Source organism: Sphingomonas degradans, assembly GCF_053502645.1.
Window position 1 is genome coordinate 2,335,111 of record NZ_CP177172.1, and the last position, 16,045, is coordinate 2,351,155.

Consider the following 16,045-nt stretch of genomic DNA (forward strand, 5'->3'; position numbering starts at 1 on the left):
TGCATCCCGAGCATTCCCTGCCGCAGGGCGGAAGCGAAAGTATTGAATGAAAAAGGGGCGGCCAGATATCCCTGCCCGCCCCTTTTTCGATTTTCCTGCGATCAGCCCCGGCCGATCAGCCGCTGCGCGATCCGGTCTGCGACGTCGCTCTGCGGGTCGCCGGTGCGGTCGCTTTCGTCCCACACTTCGACCAGGCGATCGGGGATGCGGCTGACGCGCGCGTCGACTTCGGCGCGGTCGCCCTGGCCCAGATATTCGAGCCCGACATTGATGATGCCGCCGGCGTTGATGACATAGTCGGGCGCGTACAGGATGCCGCGATCGTGCAGCAGCTTGCCGTCCGCGCGCGTCGCGAGCTGGTTGTTCGCGCCGCCCGCCACGACCTTGCACCGCAGTGCCGGGATCGACGTTTCGGTCAGGATCGCGCCCAGCGCGTTGGGGCTGAAGATGTCGGTTTCCAGCGTGGCGATCGCCGCCGCGTCGGCGGCCTCGGCGCCCAGTTCCGCCGCGAGCGCCTTCGCCCGCTCGGCGTTGACGTCGGCCAGCACCAGCTTCGCGCCGTCCGCCGCGAGCAGCCGGGCGACGCCGCCGCCGACCGAGCCCACGCCCTGAATCGCGACGCGCACGCCAGCCATCGACGCGGCGCCCAGCCCGCGCTTCGCCGCCGCGCAGATGCCAAGATAGACGCCGCGCGCCGTCACCGGGCCGGGATCGCCGCCCGCGCTGCCCGCCGCCACCGGCAGGCCGGAGACATGCTTGGTCTGGGTCGCGACGACCTTCATCCGGGCTTCGGACATGCCGACATCCTCGGCCGTCACATACAGCCCGCCCAGCGATTCGACTGCGCGGCCAAATGCCTCGAGCTGCGCGGTGGTGATCTCGGCGCCCGGCTTGTCGGCCAGCACCACGCCCTTGCCCCCGCCCATCGGCAGGTTGGCCATCGCGTTCTTGTAGCTCATGCCGCGCGACAGGCGCAGCGCGTCGGTGATCGCGGCGCGATGGTCGGCATAGTGCCAGAAGCGCACGCCTCCGGCGGCCGGCCCCAGCGCGCTCGAATGTACCGCAATGACGGCGCTCAGTCCCGATTCGCGATCGGTGAACAGGTGGACGCCCTCATGGTCGTCGAAATCGGGGAAACCCCAGTCGGTGAGCATGGGCGGGTCCGAGGCTGTGGAAGAAATGGGGCGACCGACGGGACTTGAACCCGCAACTTCCGGCATCACAAGCCGACGCTCTAACCAATTGAACTACGGTCGCCGTGGAGGAAGCGCGCTTAGCGTCGGCAAAAGCTTTGCGCAAGGTTGTTGCGCAGCTTTTTCGCATTCTATCCGCGCGAAACCCGCACCGCCTCTTCGGGGACGGTCACGCCCTCGCGCACCAGCGCGCGCGCCGCCGAACCAAGATTCGGTGCGCGAACAAAGGCATGGCGGGCCAGAATCGATTCGTCGCCGCCATCGTTGATCAGCCGACGGATCGCCGGATCGACCTGGATCGCCTCGAACACCGCGACATCGCCGGCAAAGCCGCTGCCCCGGCACGCCGGGCATCCGACCGGCGAATAGACGATTGCCCCGGTATCGAATCCCAGCAGCGCCGACACCGATCCCTGCGCCTGCACCGGAATCCGGCACGCGGGGCATAGCCGCCGCACCAGCCGCTGGGCGACCACGGCGTTCAGCGTGGAGGCGAGCGCGAACGATCCGATTCGCCACTCCCGCAGCGCGCGAATCGCGCTGACGGCATCGGCGGCAGCGACCGTGGCGATCACCAGCAACCCCGCCTGCGCCGCCTCCACCGCCAGCCCGGCGGTTTCGCGATCGCCGATGCCGTCGATGCCGATCACGTCGATATCGTGGTCGATCGCCTGGCGAAGCGCCTCGCCGGCGGAAAGCGATGCGCCCAGCGCCGCCTGCGCGACGCCGGCGATTCGGGGGCCGGGCACCGCTTCGATCGACAACATGGTGCGCCGCCCGCCCGCCAGCCCGCGCAGCAGCGCGCGCAGCGTCGTGGTGGTGCCGGAACCCGGCGTGCCGGCAAGCAGGATCAATCCACTGCGCGCCGTCGCCCCCTGCAACGCCGCGACCATCGGCGCGCGCATGCCCAGCGCCGCCAGCGTCGAATCACCCGCCTCTGCCGCCGGCAGGCGCAACACGGTGCGCAGGCCGTCGCGCGTCACCAGCCCGGAAAAGCCGATCGTCCCGCGATCATGCGCGATGCCCGTGCCTGCCCCCACGCGAGTCGCCACTGCGTCGTTCACGCGCCGCGCTTCCTCGCGGGTAAGCCGCACGAGTTCGGCGAGCGCCCCACCGGCGCGGACGCTGGCCACCAGTTCCTTGCCGGTCGGTTCGAAATGAAGGTGCGAGGCACCCCGCGCGAATGCCACGTCGAGCAGCATGTCGAGCGTCCCCTGCCCCACCGGCCCCTCGCGGCGGCGCGGCTGCGCGGCAGTCTGTCCTGCGGCGGCTGTGCCTGCGTCGAGATCCAGGTCCATGCGTCCCCCTTCTTCCGCCCTTTTTCCGGACCTTATCGGGCTAGGGACAGGCTATGACAGGTATCTTGCGGTATTATGACGCATGCGTGACGACGCTGCGCCCACTGGAATCCGGCGCGGCAAGCGGGCAGAAAGGATCGCATGTCGAGCCTGACCGATACCGCGCCTTCGCTCCCCAATCTGGGGCCGGGGCACCCGTCCGAGCCCGTGATCGAACACATCCTGCGCTGGCCCGGCATCCAGCGGGTGCCGAACCCCAAGGTCGCGCTGTTCGTCGCCAAGAATTTCCTCGAGCCCGAGCTGTGCACGCTGCTGATGCAGCGGATCGACGCCAAGCGCCGCCCGTCGACGATCGCCGATGCCAATGGCGACTATGCCTTCCGCACCAGCGAGACGTGCGACCTGGACCCCGAGGACGCGCTGACCGTCGAGCTGAAGCGGCGGATCATCGCGCTTACCGGGCTCGATCCCACGCATGGCGAGCCGATGCAGGGCCAGCGCTATGCCGTGGGCCAGGAGTTCAAGGCGCACACCGACTATTTCGAGCCGCAGGGGCAGGATTACGAGAAATATTGCAGCGTGTCGGGCCAGCGGACCTGGACGGTGATGCTGTACCTCAACGAAGTCGAGGCGGGCGGCGCGACGCGGTTCAAGGCGATCGACAAGCTGGTCCAGCCCGAAGTCGGCAAGCTGCTCGCGTGGAACAACCTGCGGCCCGACGGCAGCCCCAACCCCTCGACCATCCACCATGCGATGAAAGTCCGCGCGGGGACGAAATACGTCATTACCCAATGGTTCCGGATGCGCCCCTGGGGGTGGTGATACCGGGCGCGTTGGTACGGCGCGCCCTGCCTGACGGCGTCATCCCGGCGGAAGCCGGGGTCGGCCCCCTGTAGGTCTCCGCGAGCGCCGCCAGCTAGGCCCCAATGGACCCCGGCTTTCGCCGGGGTGACGGATGAGGGGTTATGCGGTCTCATCCGTCCCACTTGGCAGGAACGCCTTAACACACCACGGGGCGGGCATCCCGGTGGATGCCCGCCCCGCCATTTTCCGTCGCGGTGACGCGGATCAGAAGGTCGCGCTGAGGCCGATCGAGAAGGTGCGGCCCAGGTCATAGGTGTTCACTTCGCGGCGCACGCCGTTCGGGAACACCTGATATTCCTGATACCGCTGCGCGGTAAGGTTGCGCGCTTCGATCTTCAGCTCGAACTCGGTGCCGACCAGCTTGAAGCCCTGGCGCAGCACCACGTCGAAGCGGACGCCCGGATCCTCGACGATGTTCGGCTCGGGAATGCCGGTGCCCGACGGCGGCACGGGGCCGCGATTGGTCACGCGCTTGCTGGCATAGTTGACCAGGAAGGTCAGCTGCGACAGCGCGTCGCGATCCTCCAGCCCCAGCTGGAAATTGGCGACGTGATCCGACTGGCCGACCAGCGGGTCGCCATCGACGAACAGGTTGCTCGCCTTCACATAGCTCGCCACCGCACCCTGTAGCGGGCTCGGCACCAGCTGGTCGCCGACCTGCAGCTCGGACTTGGTGTAGGTGTAGTTCGCCTGGATCATCAGGCGGCGCCCGCTCCAGAACGGCCCGTCACCCAGCCCGTCGAGGTTGATGTACTTCACTGCCTCGATCTCGCCGCCGTACAGCCGGGCGCTCGGGGCATAGGAGAAGCCGACCTGCGGCGTGGTCGCGCCGCCGGGGAAGAAGGCGACGGTCTCGATAGGCTTGTCGATCTTCTTGATGAAGCCGGCCAGCGTGATGCGCTGTTCGCGCGCGAAGAACCATTCGCCGCGCATTTCGAGGTTGTAGAGCTTCGAATCGTTGAGCAGCGGGTTGCCGAAGAACTGCCGGTTGCTCTCGTAATCGGTGTAGAGCTGCGGCGCGAGCTCGCGGAACTGCGGGCGCGCGATCGTCTTCGATCCGTGGAAGCGGATCTGGAGGTCGGGCGCCGCCGTCCAGGTCAGCGTCGCGGCGGGTAGCCAGTAATCGTTGTTCAGCCGCGTGTTGAGCGCGGTGTTGGTGTCCACCGTCTCGCGCCCGTCCTCATAGCGCACGCCCAGCGTGGCGCGGATGCGGTCGATCGGCTCGATCTCGGTCTGGATATAGCCGGCCTGAACGCGCAGCCCGGCGGTATATTCCGCCGCGCCCGAATTCGCGGTGGTGTTGCGCAGCTCGATGCAGTTGCCCGCATCGGTATAGCCCGGAATGAAGCGCGTGCAGCCGTTCAGGATCGTGTCGTCCGACAGCAGGTAATCGGGGCGCAGTTGGCCCAGCACCAGCGGCAGCGACGAGCCGTTCGGGCCGAAATACTGGAACTGGTAGCGGCTCGAAGTGCGCTTCGTGTCGCTGTAATAATAGCCCCACGACAGCGACATCGGGAAGCCGACGTCGAGCTTGTAGCTCAGATCGGCCTGGCCCGACCACAGATCCTCGTTCAGGTCGCTGAACGCGATCGTCGCGGGGGTCAGCGTGCTGAGCGTGTTCACATAATCGTTCACCGGAGTCGAAAAGATCGACTGCAGATACTGATAGCGGAAGCTGCGCTCGTACGGCGCCTTGCGCTTGGTGTTGGCATAGCCGCCGCGCACGTCGAGGCTGAGGTCGTCGAAGCGGAATTCGCCCGCAAGCTGCGAATTGATCAGCTGGCGCTCGAACCAGGCAGTGTTCTGGTCGTAAAAAGGCTGCTTGCCGTTGACGACGTCGAAGTTGTTGCCCTGCCCGCCGACGCCAATGCTCGCCTGCTTGATCGTGTCGTGGATGTACAGGTTGGTCCAGCGGACCTTGTGTTCGCCGAACTCGGCGCCCAGGCCGACCAGCCCGTTGACGATCACGCGGTTGTCGGTGGTGATCGTGTGGAAATCGCGCGACAGCTGGCCGTCATTGTCGATCGAGAATTGCTGGATCGCGTCGCGGGTGCGCCACGAATTGTTCAGCCCGCCTGCGGCGATCAGGCCGACGCGCACCGAACCGATATCGGCAGAACCGCCCAGGCTGGTCTCGAAGCTGAGGTTGGGCGGGATGTGTGGGTGATCGAAAACCAGCGTCGTCTGCGCGTTGGTCAGGTCGAGGATCTGGCTGGACTTGAGCACGGCGGTGCGATTGCGTCCGGCGTCCTTGATGACCTGCGGCACCTTGCGCTCGCCGCTGTCATAGCCGAACCAGTCGGCGCGACCGCCGTCATAGGTATAGCCGTGATTGTCGGTGGTGAACGTATCCCAGCCGAACGAGGCGCCCATCTGGAAGAAACGTTCCTTGGGCACCGCGCGCGTCGTCAGGTTGATGACGCCGCCGCCGAATTCGCCCGGATAATTGACCGAATAGCTCTTCTGCACCAGCGCCGACGCGATCACGTTGGTCGGGAAGATGTCGAGCGGCACCACGCGGCGCAGCGGCTCGGGGCTGGGCAGCGGCGATCCGTTGAGCAGCGACGAGGAATAGCGGTCGCCCAGGCCGCGCACGAACACGAAGCCGTTGCCGACGACCGAAAGGCCGCTGACGCGCTGGAGCGCGCCCGCAATGTCGCCTTCGCCCGTGCGTGCGATATCCTGGGTCGACAGCACCGACACCACCTGCGGCGTGGCGCGCACCACGTTGGGCACGTTGCGCCCGACGACGACGATGTCCTGCGTGTCGTTCAGCTCCACGCCCGGAGTCGAGGTCTCAACCTGCTGCTCGGTCGATTCGGCGCTGCTTTCCTGCGGCGTGGTGGGGGCCGCGACGCTGGTTGCGGGCGGCGTCGTCTGGGCACCGCCGGCCGCCTGCGCGAGTGCCGCGGGCGCGACCATCTGCGACGTGGCGAGGAGCAGGCTTCCGAATGCGAGCTGGGTTCTCATGTCTGGTTCCGGGTCGAAGAGTTCGGAAAAAAGGTACGGAAACGGAGCGGCGCACGCGGCGCCGCTCCGCTCAGTCCGCTCGGGTTCAGTTCGGAACGGCCGTGCAGCTCGCGCTGGTCGAGCCGAAGTTCGCCCGGTTCGAGTTGCAGGTCCAACGCTGGTACCAGGTGTCGAAATCGTTCGCCGTGCTGTCCGGGCCGATCGCGCCCAGGAAGGTGGTGGGAACGAAGAACGCCGCCAGGCCCGACGCCGGCTGCGGGTTGTAGTTGGCGGGGTTGACCGCCGTCATCGCCGCCGCGCCGGTGCCGCGCAGATAGCCGCCGGTCACTGCGTCGGCCGACGTGCCGCCGATGGTGACGTTGTTGGCCGCTGCCTCGACGATCGCCTGCTGCTCGGCCGCGCTCACGGTCACGCCGTTGACGGTGCTTGCCGCATACTTGTTGGTGCCGCAGGCGAAGTAGATCGAGTTGAACATCGGCGGGCCGAAGTCCTGAAGCGCACCCAGCGATTCCGCCGCGCTCGGCGACGTGGTCGACGGCGTCGAATCCGCGGCGCGGATCGTGGTCTTGCCGCCGGCATCGGCGCCCGCAACGATGTTGAGGCAGGCGTTCGGCGTCACGACGATGCCGTTGACCAGGCGATTGTCGGCGCCGCCACGGATCCGCATCGAGGCGTTGGTTGCGCTCGTCGTCTGGATGAACGTGAAGTTGGCGATCTGGCCCCAGGTGCGGGGCAGCGCGTCTTCGCCACCGTTCGAATCGACTTCGATCATGTAGTTGTCGGTCTGGGTGTTGGTCGGCTTCTGCACCGCCAGAACGAACTGCATCAGGCCGCGATAGCCGACGTCATAGTCGAGGCTGTCGTCGTCCGCGCCGGTCATGACCAGGTTCTTCAGGTTGGTGCGGCCACCGAAGATCTCGATGCCGTCGTCCGACGAGTTGTGGACCTGGACGTGGTCGATCGTCGTGCCATAGCCGGTGCCGCCCAGCGTCAGGCCCTGCAGCTCGACGCCCTCTGCGATCACGCTGCCCGAATAGCGGATCTGGACATAGCGGAACGTGCCACTGTTGTCCGCCGGCGCGTTGCCGCCGTACAGTGCGGTGCCGGTGCCTTCCACGACGTTCTCGCACGCCGCAGTGCCGCCGGTGACGCCCGACAGGTTGCAGTTCGAGATCGGCGCGCGACCGGCGAGGATGACGCCGCCCCACTGGCCCTGCGACTCGTCGGTCGCGGTGCCGGCGATGTTCTGCTGCGACGTGAAGATGATCGGCAGCGTCTCGGTGCCCTCGGCCAGGATGCGCGAGCCGCGATTGACGATCATGAAGTCGTTATCGGCGTTGGTGGTGTTGGCATAAAGCACGACGCCCGGCTGGATCGTCAGGATGGCGCTCTGGCCGCCCGGTGCGCTGCCCGCGCCGCCCAGGTCGATGCCCACATCGACGCGACCGTTGATTTCGTACGCAACGCCCGGAAGCTTCGCCAGCGTGGTGTTGCCGGTGATGAGCGACGGCAGGCGGCACCCGCGGAAGCTGCCGATCACGCCGACATCGGTGTAGCCGGTCGGGCACGAAGCCGCAGGCGTACCCGGGGTCGGGGTCGGGGTTGCAGGGGTCGGCGTCGGCGCGGGGGCCGGTGCCGGCGCGGGAACGACAACGACGCCTTCGCCCGGCGACGCGACGCTCAGCGCGCCGTCGCACGCCGAAAGCGCGGCGCCCGCACAGCTGGTCATCAGGATAAGGCCGAGGCGTTTGAAGCTTGCCATAAATTCTCCGTTCCGGCGGACGCCGGTTTTGCGCGGTGGGCGATTGGACGGGATCGACTCGGTTGCCCCCTGTCGATCTCGAGGGCCGCGCTACGGGGCTTGCATGACTCGACGGCGAGTGTTTGGAGACAAACAAAAGTCTGTAATATTACAGTACGATGGCAGTGTTGCCCGAACGCAACGCTCCGTTAGGGCGCCGCGTGCGCAGATTATACAAATCGTGCGGAGGGGCCGGTGAGCGCCTGTGTGGAAATGCGCCGTGGCGCATTTCGCTCTTTCGCGAATTTCCAAACGCTCTTTAAGGCACGTTAGAGCCCCGCAGTCATCGCCACGCCAATGGCTACGGTCAGCACCCCTACCACCTGCCGCAGCGTCAGCCCTTCGCGGAACAGGCGGTGCCCGGCGAATGCCGCCATCGGCATTTCCACGACGCCCAGCGAGCGCACCGCCGCCGCCGGGGCGAGGTTGAGCGCGAAGAACCAGCCCGTCGATGCGCATGCTCCGCAAAAGCCCGCGCCGAGCGACTCCCGCCAGCCCGCGAACACCGCGATCAGCGCCGCGCGATCGCGCGCCGCCAGATACGCCGTCAGGGCGAGTGCCTGAATCGCCTGGACGATCGATACGCACGCGACCGCCGCGAAGAACGGGTGCGCGGGCTCGAGCCGCACCCCGGCATGGCGGAACGCATTGAGCGCAAAGCCGAAGCACAGCCCGGAAACCACGCCGTACACGATGCCGCGCAGGGGATGCGCCCCCTCGTCCAGCCGCTTCGGCCAGACCAGGATGGCGAGGCCGGCCGTGGTCACCGCCACCCCGGCCCAGCCGAGCGCGCTGAGGTTGTCGCCGAACACCAGCAACCCGGCCAGCGCCGCGAGCGGCACCGAACTCTGCTGAAGCGCCGTGCCGACCGCGAAACCCGCATGGTGCATCGCCATCAACAGCGCGGCGGTCGCGAGCACCTGTGCCGTCGCACCGGCAAGCGCGGGCCACCAGAAGAGCCAGCCGAACTGCGGATGAAGCGCGCCGCTCATCACCACCGCGCCCAGCGTGAAGGCCAGCGAGAAGGGCAGCCCGAACAGGAAGCGCACCAGCGTCGCCCCCCAGGGCCCGGTGCGCGACACAAGCCCGCGCTGAAGCGCGTTGCGCCCCACCTGAAACGCGGATGCCACCACCGTCGCCGTTGCCCAGGCCAATACCACGCGCAAACCCCCTGCCACTCCCGCGCAACGCTGCGCGGGATCCGCGCGCCGCTTACCGGGCGGGCGCGCCGTGCGATAGGCGCGATGAAGCACAAAAAAGCCCGCCGATCCGGGGATCAACGGGCTTTTCCGTACATGGTGGGCGCGGCTGGGATTGAACCAGCGACCCCTGCGGTGTGAACACAGTGCTCTACCACTGAGCTACGCGCCCGTTGGTCTTGCGACCGAAACGGGAAGCGGGCCTTTAGGCGGAGGGAAAAGGTCTGTCCAGCCCCTTCACGTCGTTTTTGGAAACGACGCGCCCGCCCTGCCCGCGTCGGATTAGTTGACCGAGTCCTTCAGGCCCTTGCCGGCCTTGAACTTGGGCTGGTTGGATGCCTTGATCGTCATTTCCTCGCCAGTGCGGGGATTGCGGCCGGTCGAGGCCTTGCGCTTGCTGACGGAGAAGGTGCCGAAGCCGACCAAGCGCACTTCGTCGCCCTTTTTGAGCGCGGCGGAGATGGCGTCGAACACGGCTTCAACAGCCTTGCTCGCATCGCCCTTGCCCAGCCCGGACGTGTCGGCAACCTGACCGATCAGCTCTTGCTTGTTCATGTGGATGGATCCCCCTGAGTCGTGTGCGTGCGTGAATGAGTCGCGGCGGCAAGCCGGTGTGCCAGTCAGCACGCCGGTGCCGCCGCTGTCAAACCCTTGGGCCACGCATCTTGTCGAAAAAGATGGGCGACCTCAATGGTAAACGACGAACTCAGTGGTGCACGGCGTCTCCGACGCTGGGCACGCCCGCCGGCGGTTGCGCCGCCAGATCGTCGGCATCGGTCCAATCGATCGCGGTCAGCGGGCCGGTCAGCGCCAGCCGCAGAACCTCGTCGACATGCTTCACCGGAATGATCTCCAGCCCCTCCCGGATGTTGGCGGGGATTTCTACGAGATCCTTCTCGTTCTCCTCGGGGATCAGCACGGTCTTGATGCCCCCGCGCAGCGCGGCGAGCAGCTTTTCCTTCAGCCCACCGATCGGCAGCACGCGGCCGCGCAGCGTCACTTCGCCCGTCATCGCGACTTCGCGCCGCACCGGCACGCCGGTGAGCGTCGAGACGATGGACGTGACCAGCCCGATGCCCGCCGACGGTCCGTCCTTGGGCACCGCGCCTTCGGGCAAGTGGACATGGATGTCCTTGCGCCCGAACAGGCTCGGCTTGATCCCGTAGGAGGGCGAGCGTGCCTTGACGAAGCTGAACGCGGCCTCGACCGATTCCTTCATCACGTCGCCCAGCTTGCCCGTGGTCTTGATCGCGCCCTTGCCGGGAACGGTCACGCTTTCGATGGTCAGCAATTCGCCGCCCACTTCGGTCCAGGCGAGCCCGGTGACCGCACCGATCTGGTGCTCCTCCTCGCCCAGCCCGTGGCGGAACTTGGGCACGCCCGCATATTCATGCAGGTTCTCCGGCGTGATCTTCACGCTTTCGCGCTTGCCCTCCAGGATCTGGCGCAGCGCCTTGCGCGCCAGCCGGGCGATCTCGCGCTCCAGCGTGCGCACGCCCGCCTCGCGGGTGTACTTCTGGATGAGAGCGCGCAGCCCATCGTTGGTGAGCGTGAACTCGCCTTCCTTCAGGCCATGGGCGTCGATCTGCTTCGCGATCAGGTGCCGCTCGGCGATCTCGACCTTCTCGTCCTCGGTATAGCCCTCCAGCCGGATGATCTCCATGCGATCGAGCAGCGGCTGGGGCAGGTTCAGCGAGTTGGCCGTGCACACGAACATCACGTCCGACAGATCGATGTCGATCTCCAGATAATGGTCGTTGAACTTGCTGTTCTGTTCGGGGTCGAGCACTTCGAGCAGCGCCGAGGCCGGATCGCCGCGGAAATCCTGGCCCAGCTTGTCGATCTCGTCGAGCAGGAACAGCGGGTTCGCGGTGCCGGCCTTTTTCAGGTTCGTCACGATCTTGCCCGGCAGCGAGCCGATATAGGTGCGGCGGTGGCCGCGAATCTCGGCTTCGTCACGCACGCCGCCCAGCGACTGGCGGATGAACTCACGGCCCGTGGCCTTGGCGATGCTCTTGCCCAGGCTGGTCTTGCCCACGCCGGGAGGCCCGACGAGGCACAGGATCGGCCCCTTCAGCTTGTTGGTGCGGGCCTGGACCGCGAGATACTCGATGATCCGGTCCTTGACCTTCTCCAGCGCATAATGATCGCCGTTGAGCACGTCCTCGGCTTCGACCAGGTCGCGCTTCAGCTTCGACTTCTTGCCCCAGGGCAGGCCCAGCAGCACATCGAGATAGTTGCGCACCACCGTCGCCTCGGCGCTCATCGGCGCCATGGTCTTGAGCTTCTTCAGCTCGGCGGTCGCCTTGGTCCGGGCTTCCTTCGACAGCTTGAGCGTGGCGATCTTCTGCGTCAGCTCGGCGACCTCGTCGCCATCGCCTTCCTCGCCTTCGTTACCCAGCTCGCGCTGGATCGCCTTCAACTGCTCGTTGAGGTAATATTCGCGCTGGGTCTTCTCCATCTGGCGCTTCACGCGGCTGCGGATCTTTTTCTCGACCTGCAGCACGCCCAGCTCGCCCTCCATGAAGGCGAACACCATCTCGAGCCGCTTCTGGGGATTGGCCTCGACCAGCAGAGACTGCTTGTCGGCGACCTTGACCGCGATGTTGGCGGCGACTGCGTCCGCCAGGCGCGACGCATCGTCGAGCTCGCCCAGTTGCACCGCCGTCTCGGACGGCAGCTTGCGGTTGAGCTTCGCGTAATTCTCGAACTGGTCCACGACCGAGCGCATCAGTGCCTGGACCTCGGAACCCTCGGCTTCCTCTTCCGCGACCGAATCGACCGTGGCGGTGAGGTACGCGCCCGTCTCCTCGACCGAGCGGAGCTGGCCGCGCTCCTTGCCCGCCACCAGCACGCGCACGGTGCCGTCGGGCAGCTTGAGCAGCTGGAGCACTTCGGCGGAGACGCCGGTGTCGTACAGGTCCTCGCGACCAGGATCGTCCTCGGCCGGATCGAGCTGTGCGACCAGGAAAATCTCCTTGTCGTCGGCCATTGCCGCTTCCAGCGCCGCCACCGACTTGTCGCGGCCGACGAACAGCGGCACGATCATGTGCGGAAAGACGACGATGTCGCGAAGCGGCAGGACAGGATAAGACTGCTTCATGAATACTCCCGGGCCCGAGCGGCCCCTTGTTTCCACTATATATGGGTGCCGCGCCAGCCGCATCAATCGTGATGCGCATTAACGTCGCTCGCTTTGCTGTTCACGCCACCCCGGCGGGGCCGCACGGCCCCACTCCGCCCACCAGAACGAAGGACGCAATGATTCGTACGACTCTAGCGCTCGCGGCATCGATCCTCGCAGGAGTAGCCGCCCCGGCCGAAGCACAGATAAAGCCGGGAGAGCCGCCCATCACCGCGCAGACGAGCAGTTCGGGCGGGCCGCTGGACCCGGTGCAGGAAAAGTTGCGCCTCGCGAGTGCGGATCTGCGGATAGAGATTCTTCCGGACAGCCAGTCGATTCGGGGCGTCGGCACGCTCCGCTTCGTCGCAAAGGCCCCGGTCCGGTCGCTGGTCATCGATCTGGATCGCAATCTTCCCGTCACTGCGGTCTCGATCGACGGTCGCGCGCTCAAGCCCGGCAGCTGGAGCAATCCGCAAGGCCGGCTTACCATCGCGCTGGGGAAGACCGTGGCTGCCGGAGCGAAGGTGACCGCCGCGATCACCTATGGCGGCACGCCGCATATCGCCGTGCGTGCGCCATGGGACGGCGGCTTCGTCTGGGCAAAGACGCCGGCTGGGCAGCCCTGGGTCGCCACGGCAGTGCAGATGGAAGGATGCGACCTGTTCTGGCCCTGCATCGACTATCCGACCTATGAGCCCGATTTCATCGACCTCCACATCACCGTGCCAAAGGGGCTGAAGGCGCCGTCGAACGGGGTGCTGAAGGGCGTTGATACGCTCGCCGACGGCCGCACCACCTGGAACTGGCACGTCACCAACCCGACGCTGTACGGCATCGCGCTGAACGTCGGCCCTTACGAGGAAATTTCCGGCATCTACAAAAGCCGGTTCGGAAACGAGATACCCATGTTCTACTGGCATCTCCCCGGCGAGGAAGCCAAGGCGAAGGGGCTGTTCGCGGAATTCGCCCCCACCCTCGACTTCTTTGAAAGCGTGATCGGCCCCTACCCCTTTGGCGACCAGAAGCTCGGCGTGGTCGAAACGCCGCACAAGGGCATGGAGCACATGACGATCAACGCCTATGGCAACAACTATGCGAAGACTCCGGAGGGCTTCGACGATCTGTTCCAGCATGAATTCGCGCACGAATGGTTCGCCAACCAGCTCACGGTAAGCAACTGGGACGATTTCTGGCTGCACGAGGGCACCGGCAGCTACATGCAGCCGCTGTACGGCGAATGGCGCGAGGGCAAGGGCCGCTACACGGCGATGATGCTCAATTCCCGCAACGGCATCCGTGCCAAATCGCCGATCGTGGCCGGCAAACCGCAATCCGCGGAGCAAGTGTACGAAGACCCCAATGGTCGCGGCGGCGATATCTACAACAAGGGCTCGTGGACACTCCACACGTTGCGCAACCTGATCGGCGACAAGCCCTTTTTCGACGCGATACGCCTTGCCGTCTATGGCCGCACCGATCCCAGGCCGGGCAATTTCAAGCCCTTGTACCGCACGACGCCGGAATTCATCGCCTTTGTGAAGCAGACGACGGGCAAGGACTATCAGTGGTTCTTCGACGTGTATCTGTACGAGGGCGCCTTGCCGGAACTGGTCGAGACGCGCAGCGGCGATCAATTGGCGCTCCGTTGGAAGGTGCCGGGGGACAAACCCTTCCCGATGCCCGTCGAGGTGCAGGTGGGCGACACCATCCACACGCTGGCCATGGCCGACGGGACCGGATCGATCATCGTACCCTCGGGCACGCATGCGATCGTCGATCCGTGGTCGAAGATTCTCAAGCGTTCCGCTGCAGTCGAGGCCTTACAGGCATGGCGCGCCGGCCAGCGGCCGCAGCGCTGAGATGGACCACATCATGAAACGCCGCGCCTGCGCCACCACAGCGATGGCGCTTGCGCTCGTCGTCGCACAGCCTGTGTTCGCCCAGATGACTCCGGGCCTGCCGCCGATCACGGCGACCACCAAGGTGTCGGGAGGGCCGATCGACGCAGAGCGGGCGGCGCTGACGCTGGAGCATGTCGATCTGGCGATCGAAGTGCTGCCCGACACCTATCAGTTGCAGGGGGTGGGCACGCTGACGCTACGCACCGCCGCGCCCCAGAAGCGATTGCTGATCGACCTCGACAAGAATCTGCCGGTCAGCGCGATCAGCCTGGACGGCGCGGCGCTGCCCGCCACGGCGTGGTCCAACCCCGAAGGGCGGCTGGCGGTAACCCTGCCCAGCCCCTTGGCTGCGGGCGCGCGGGCGACGCTGCGCATCGTCTATGGCGGCACCCCGCACGTCGCGGTGCGCGCGCCGTGGGATGACGGCATCGTGTGGGCGAAGACGCCTGACGGCAAGCCCTGGGTCGCCACGACGGCGGAGGGCTATGGCTGCGACCTGTTCTGGCCCTGTCTCGACTTCCCGCAGGGCGAGCCTGCCTCGGTCGACCTGCACATCACCGTGCCCAAGGGGCTTTCGGCGCCCTCCAACGGCGTGCTCCAGCGGGTGGAGACGCTGCCCGACGGGCGTACCACCTGGCATTGGAAGGCGCGGAGCCCCAATCCCTATTCGGTCGCGCTCAATATCGCGCCGTACAAGGAAGTGAGCGGTACCTATAACAGCCGTTTCGGCTACTCCGTGCCGATGGCCTATTGGTATTTGCCGGGCCGCGACGCCAAGGCGACCGCGCTGTTCGCCGAGTTCGCCCCGGCGCTCGATTTCTTCGAGGCCAATATCGGGCCTTACCCGTGGCATGACGAGAAGGTCGGCGTCGTCGAGACGCCGCATCTGGGCATGGAGCACCAGACGATCAACGCCTATGGCAACAACTACAAGAAGACGCCGAGCGGGTTCGACGAGATTTTCCAGCACGAGCTGGCGCACGAATGGTTCGGCAACCAGATGTCGGCTGCGAACTGGGACGATTACTGGCTGCACGAGGGGTACGCCCAGTATATGCAGCCGCTCTACGGCCGCTGGCGCGAAGGCGAGGCGCGCTATGCCGCGATGATGGACGATTTCCGCAACCAGATCATGAACAGCGCGCCGATCGTCTCGGGCCGGATCATGACCGAGGAGCAGGTGTACGAAACCGCCAATGGCGGCCCGGGCAGCGATATTTACGACAAGGGCGCGTGGGTGCTGCACACGCTGCGCAACCTGGTGGGCGACCGGGCATTCTGGGAAATCACGACTCGGCTGATCTATGGCCGCCCGGACCCCAGGCCGGGCAATTTCCAGCCGCGCTTCGCCACAACGCCGGAATATATCGCCATCGTCAACAAGGTCACCGGGCGCGACCTGAACTGGTTCTTCGACGTGTATCTGCGCGAGGCGGCGCTGCCCGACCTGGTCGAGACGCGCAGCGACGGGATGCTCCAGCTCCAGTGGAAGACGCCGAACGGCAGGCCCTTCCCCCTGCCCGTCGAAGTCGCAGTCGACGGCACCGTGCAGACCGTGGCGATGACCGGGGGCAAGGGTTCGGTAGCGGTGCCGGTGGGCGCGCATGTCGTTGTCGATCCGCAATCGCGAATCCTGAAACGGTCGGCGGCAGTGGAGGCCTATCAGCGATATCGGATGCGTGGCGGCGACTGAGC

At 66.3% G+C, this 16,045-nt stretch carries 10 protein-coding genes and 2 tRNA genes; 3 read left to right on the forward strand and 9 right to left on the reverse strand.

Translation table 11 applies throughout. From position 1 onward, the window contains the following. Window positions 1–101 precede the first annotated feature (101 nt). The 3 genes from ACG3SL_RS10545 to ACG3SL_RS10555 all read right to left on the reverse strand — a co-directional run bounded on the left by ACG3SL_RS10545 (window position 102) and on the right by ACG3SL_RS10555 (window position 2,491). A complete protein-coding gene (locus ACG3SL_RS10545; RefSeq protein ID WP_448661065.1) occupies window positions 102–1,154 on the reverse strand; it encodes a Glu/Leu/Phe/Val family dehydrogenase in 1,053 nt (350 codons plus the stop codon). A 26-nt stretch (window positions 1,155–1,180) separates the two neighbouring features. After that, window positions 1,181–1,257: transfer RNA gene (locus ACG3SL_RS10550), tRNA-His, on the reverse strand. 67 nt (window positions 1,258–1,324) lie between these two features. Then, window positions 1,325–2,491, reverse strand: coding sequence for a GspE/PulE family protein (locus ACG3SL_RS10555; RefSeq protein WP_448661066.1), 1,167 nt, complete (start codon window positions 2,489–2,491; stop codon window positions 1,325–1,327). A gap of 141 nt (window positions 2,492–2,632) precedes the next feature. Here ACG3SL_RS10555 and ACG3SL_RS10560 point away from each other — a divergent pair, with 141 nt between their 5' ends. After that, window positions 2,633–3,313, forward strand: coding sequence for a prolyl hydroxylase family protein (locus ACG3SL_RS10560; RefSeq protein ID WP_448661067.1), 681 nt, complete (start codon window positions 2,633–2,635; stop codon window positions 3,311–3,313). Window positions 3,314–3,559: 246 nt separating this feature from the next. Here ACG3SL_RS10560 and ACG3SL_RS10565 read toward each other — a convergent pair whose 3' ends face one another. From ACG3SL_RS10565 to lon, 6 genes are all read right to left on the reverse strand, one after another. Continuing rightward, the gene (locus ACG3SL_RS10565) at window positions 3,560–6,325 is read right to left on the reverse strand and encodes a TonB-dependent receptor domain-containing protein (protein ID WP_448661068.1); all 2,766 of its coding nucleotides are present in this window, start codon (window positions 6,323–6,325) and stop codon (window positions 3,560–3,562) included. Window positions 6,326–6,410: 85 nt separating this feature from the next. After that, on the reverse strand, window positions 6,411–8,087 hold the full coding sequence (locus ACG3SL_RS10570; RefSeq protein WP_448661069.1) for a hypothetical protein: 1,677 nt from the start codon (window positions 8,085–8,087) through the stop codon (window positions 6,411–6,413). A 308-nt stretch (window positions 8,088–8,395) separates the two neighbouring features. Then, a complete protein-coding gene (locus ACG3SL_RS10575) occupies window positions 8,396–9,286 on the reverse strand; it encodes a DMT family transporter (RefSeq protein ID WP_448661070.1) in 891 nt (296 codons plus the stop codon). A gap of 136 nt (window positions 9,287–9,422) precedes the next feature. Continuing rightward, a tRNA-Val gene (locus tag ACG3SL_RS10580) sits at window positions 9,423–9,497 on the reverse strand. A gap of 110 nt (window positions 9,498–9,607) precedes the next feature. After that, window positions 9,608–9,880: an HU family DNA-binding protein gene (locus tag ACG3SL_RS10585; protein ID WP_187726877.1), complete on the reverse strand. Its 273-nt coding sequence runs from the start codon at window positions 9,878–9,880 to the stop codon at window positions 9,608–9,610. 151 nt (window positions 9,881–10,031) lie between these two features. Beyond that, entirely contained in the window at window positions 10,032–12,428 is a 2,397-nt protein-coding gene (lon, locus tag ACG3SL_RS10590) for an endopeptidase La (RefSeq protein ID WP_448661071.1), read from the reverse strand. Between the two features lie 158 nt (window positions 12,429–12,586). Between lon and ACG3SL_RS10595 the strand changes: the two genes are divergently transcribed. After that, window positions 12,587–14,308 carry a M1 family metallopeptidase gene (locus ACG3SL_RS10595; RefSeq protein WP_448661072.1) on the forward strand — a complete coding sequence of 574 codons (1,722 nt, stop codon included), beginning with the start codon at window positions 12,587–12,589 and terminating at the stop codon, window positions 14,306–14,308. Window positions 14,309–14,351: 43 nt separating this feature from the next. Further along, window positions 14,352–16,043, forward strand: a complete 1,692-nt coding sequence (locus ACG3SL_RS10600; protein WP_448665114.1) for a M1 family metallopeptidase — start codon at window positions 14,352–14,354, stop codon at window positions 16,041–16,043. Window positions 16,044–16,045: the final 2 nt, after the last annotated feature.

Coding starts and splice junctions, on each gene's coding strand:
- ACG3SL_RS10545 (WP_448661065.1), bottom strand. CDS start 1,154: ATGCTCACCGACTGGGGTTTCCCCGATTTCGACGACCATGAGGGCGTC.
- ACG3SL_RS10555 (WP_448661066.1), bottom strand. CDS start 2,491: ATGGACCTGGATCTCGACGCAGGCACAGCCGCCGCAGGACAGACTGCC.
- ACG3SL_RS10560 (WP_448661067.1), top strand. CDS start 2,633: ATGTCGAGCCTGACCGATACCGCGCCTTCGCTCCCCAATCTGGGGCCG.
- ACG3SL_RS10565 (WP_448661068.1), bottom strand. CDS start 6,325: ATGAGAACCCAGCTCGCATTCGGAAGCCTGCTCCTCGCCACGTCGCAG.
- ACG3SL_RS10570 (WP_448661069.1), bottom strand. CDS start 8,087: ATGGCAAGCTTCAAACGCCTCGGCCTTATCCTGATGACCAGCTGTGCG.
- ACG3SL_RS10585 (WP_187726877.1), bottom strand. CDS start 9,880: ATGAACAAGCAAGAGCTGATCGGTCAGGTTGCCGACACGTCCGGGCTG.
- lon (WP_448661071.1), bottom strand. CDS start 12,428: ATGAAGCAGTCTTATCCTGTCCTGCCGCTTCGCGACATCGTCGTCTTT.
- ACG3SL_RS10595 (WP_448661072.1), top strand. CDS start 12,587: ATGATTCGTACGACTCTAGCGCTCGCGGCATCGATCCTCGCAGGAGTA.
- ACG3SL_RS10600 (WP_448665114.1), top strand. CDS start 14,352: ATGGCGCTTGCGCTCGTCGTCGCACAGCCTGTGTTCGCCCAGATGACT.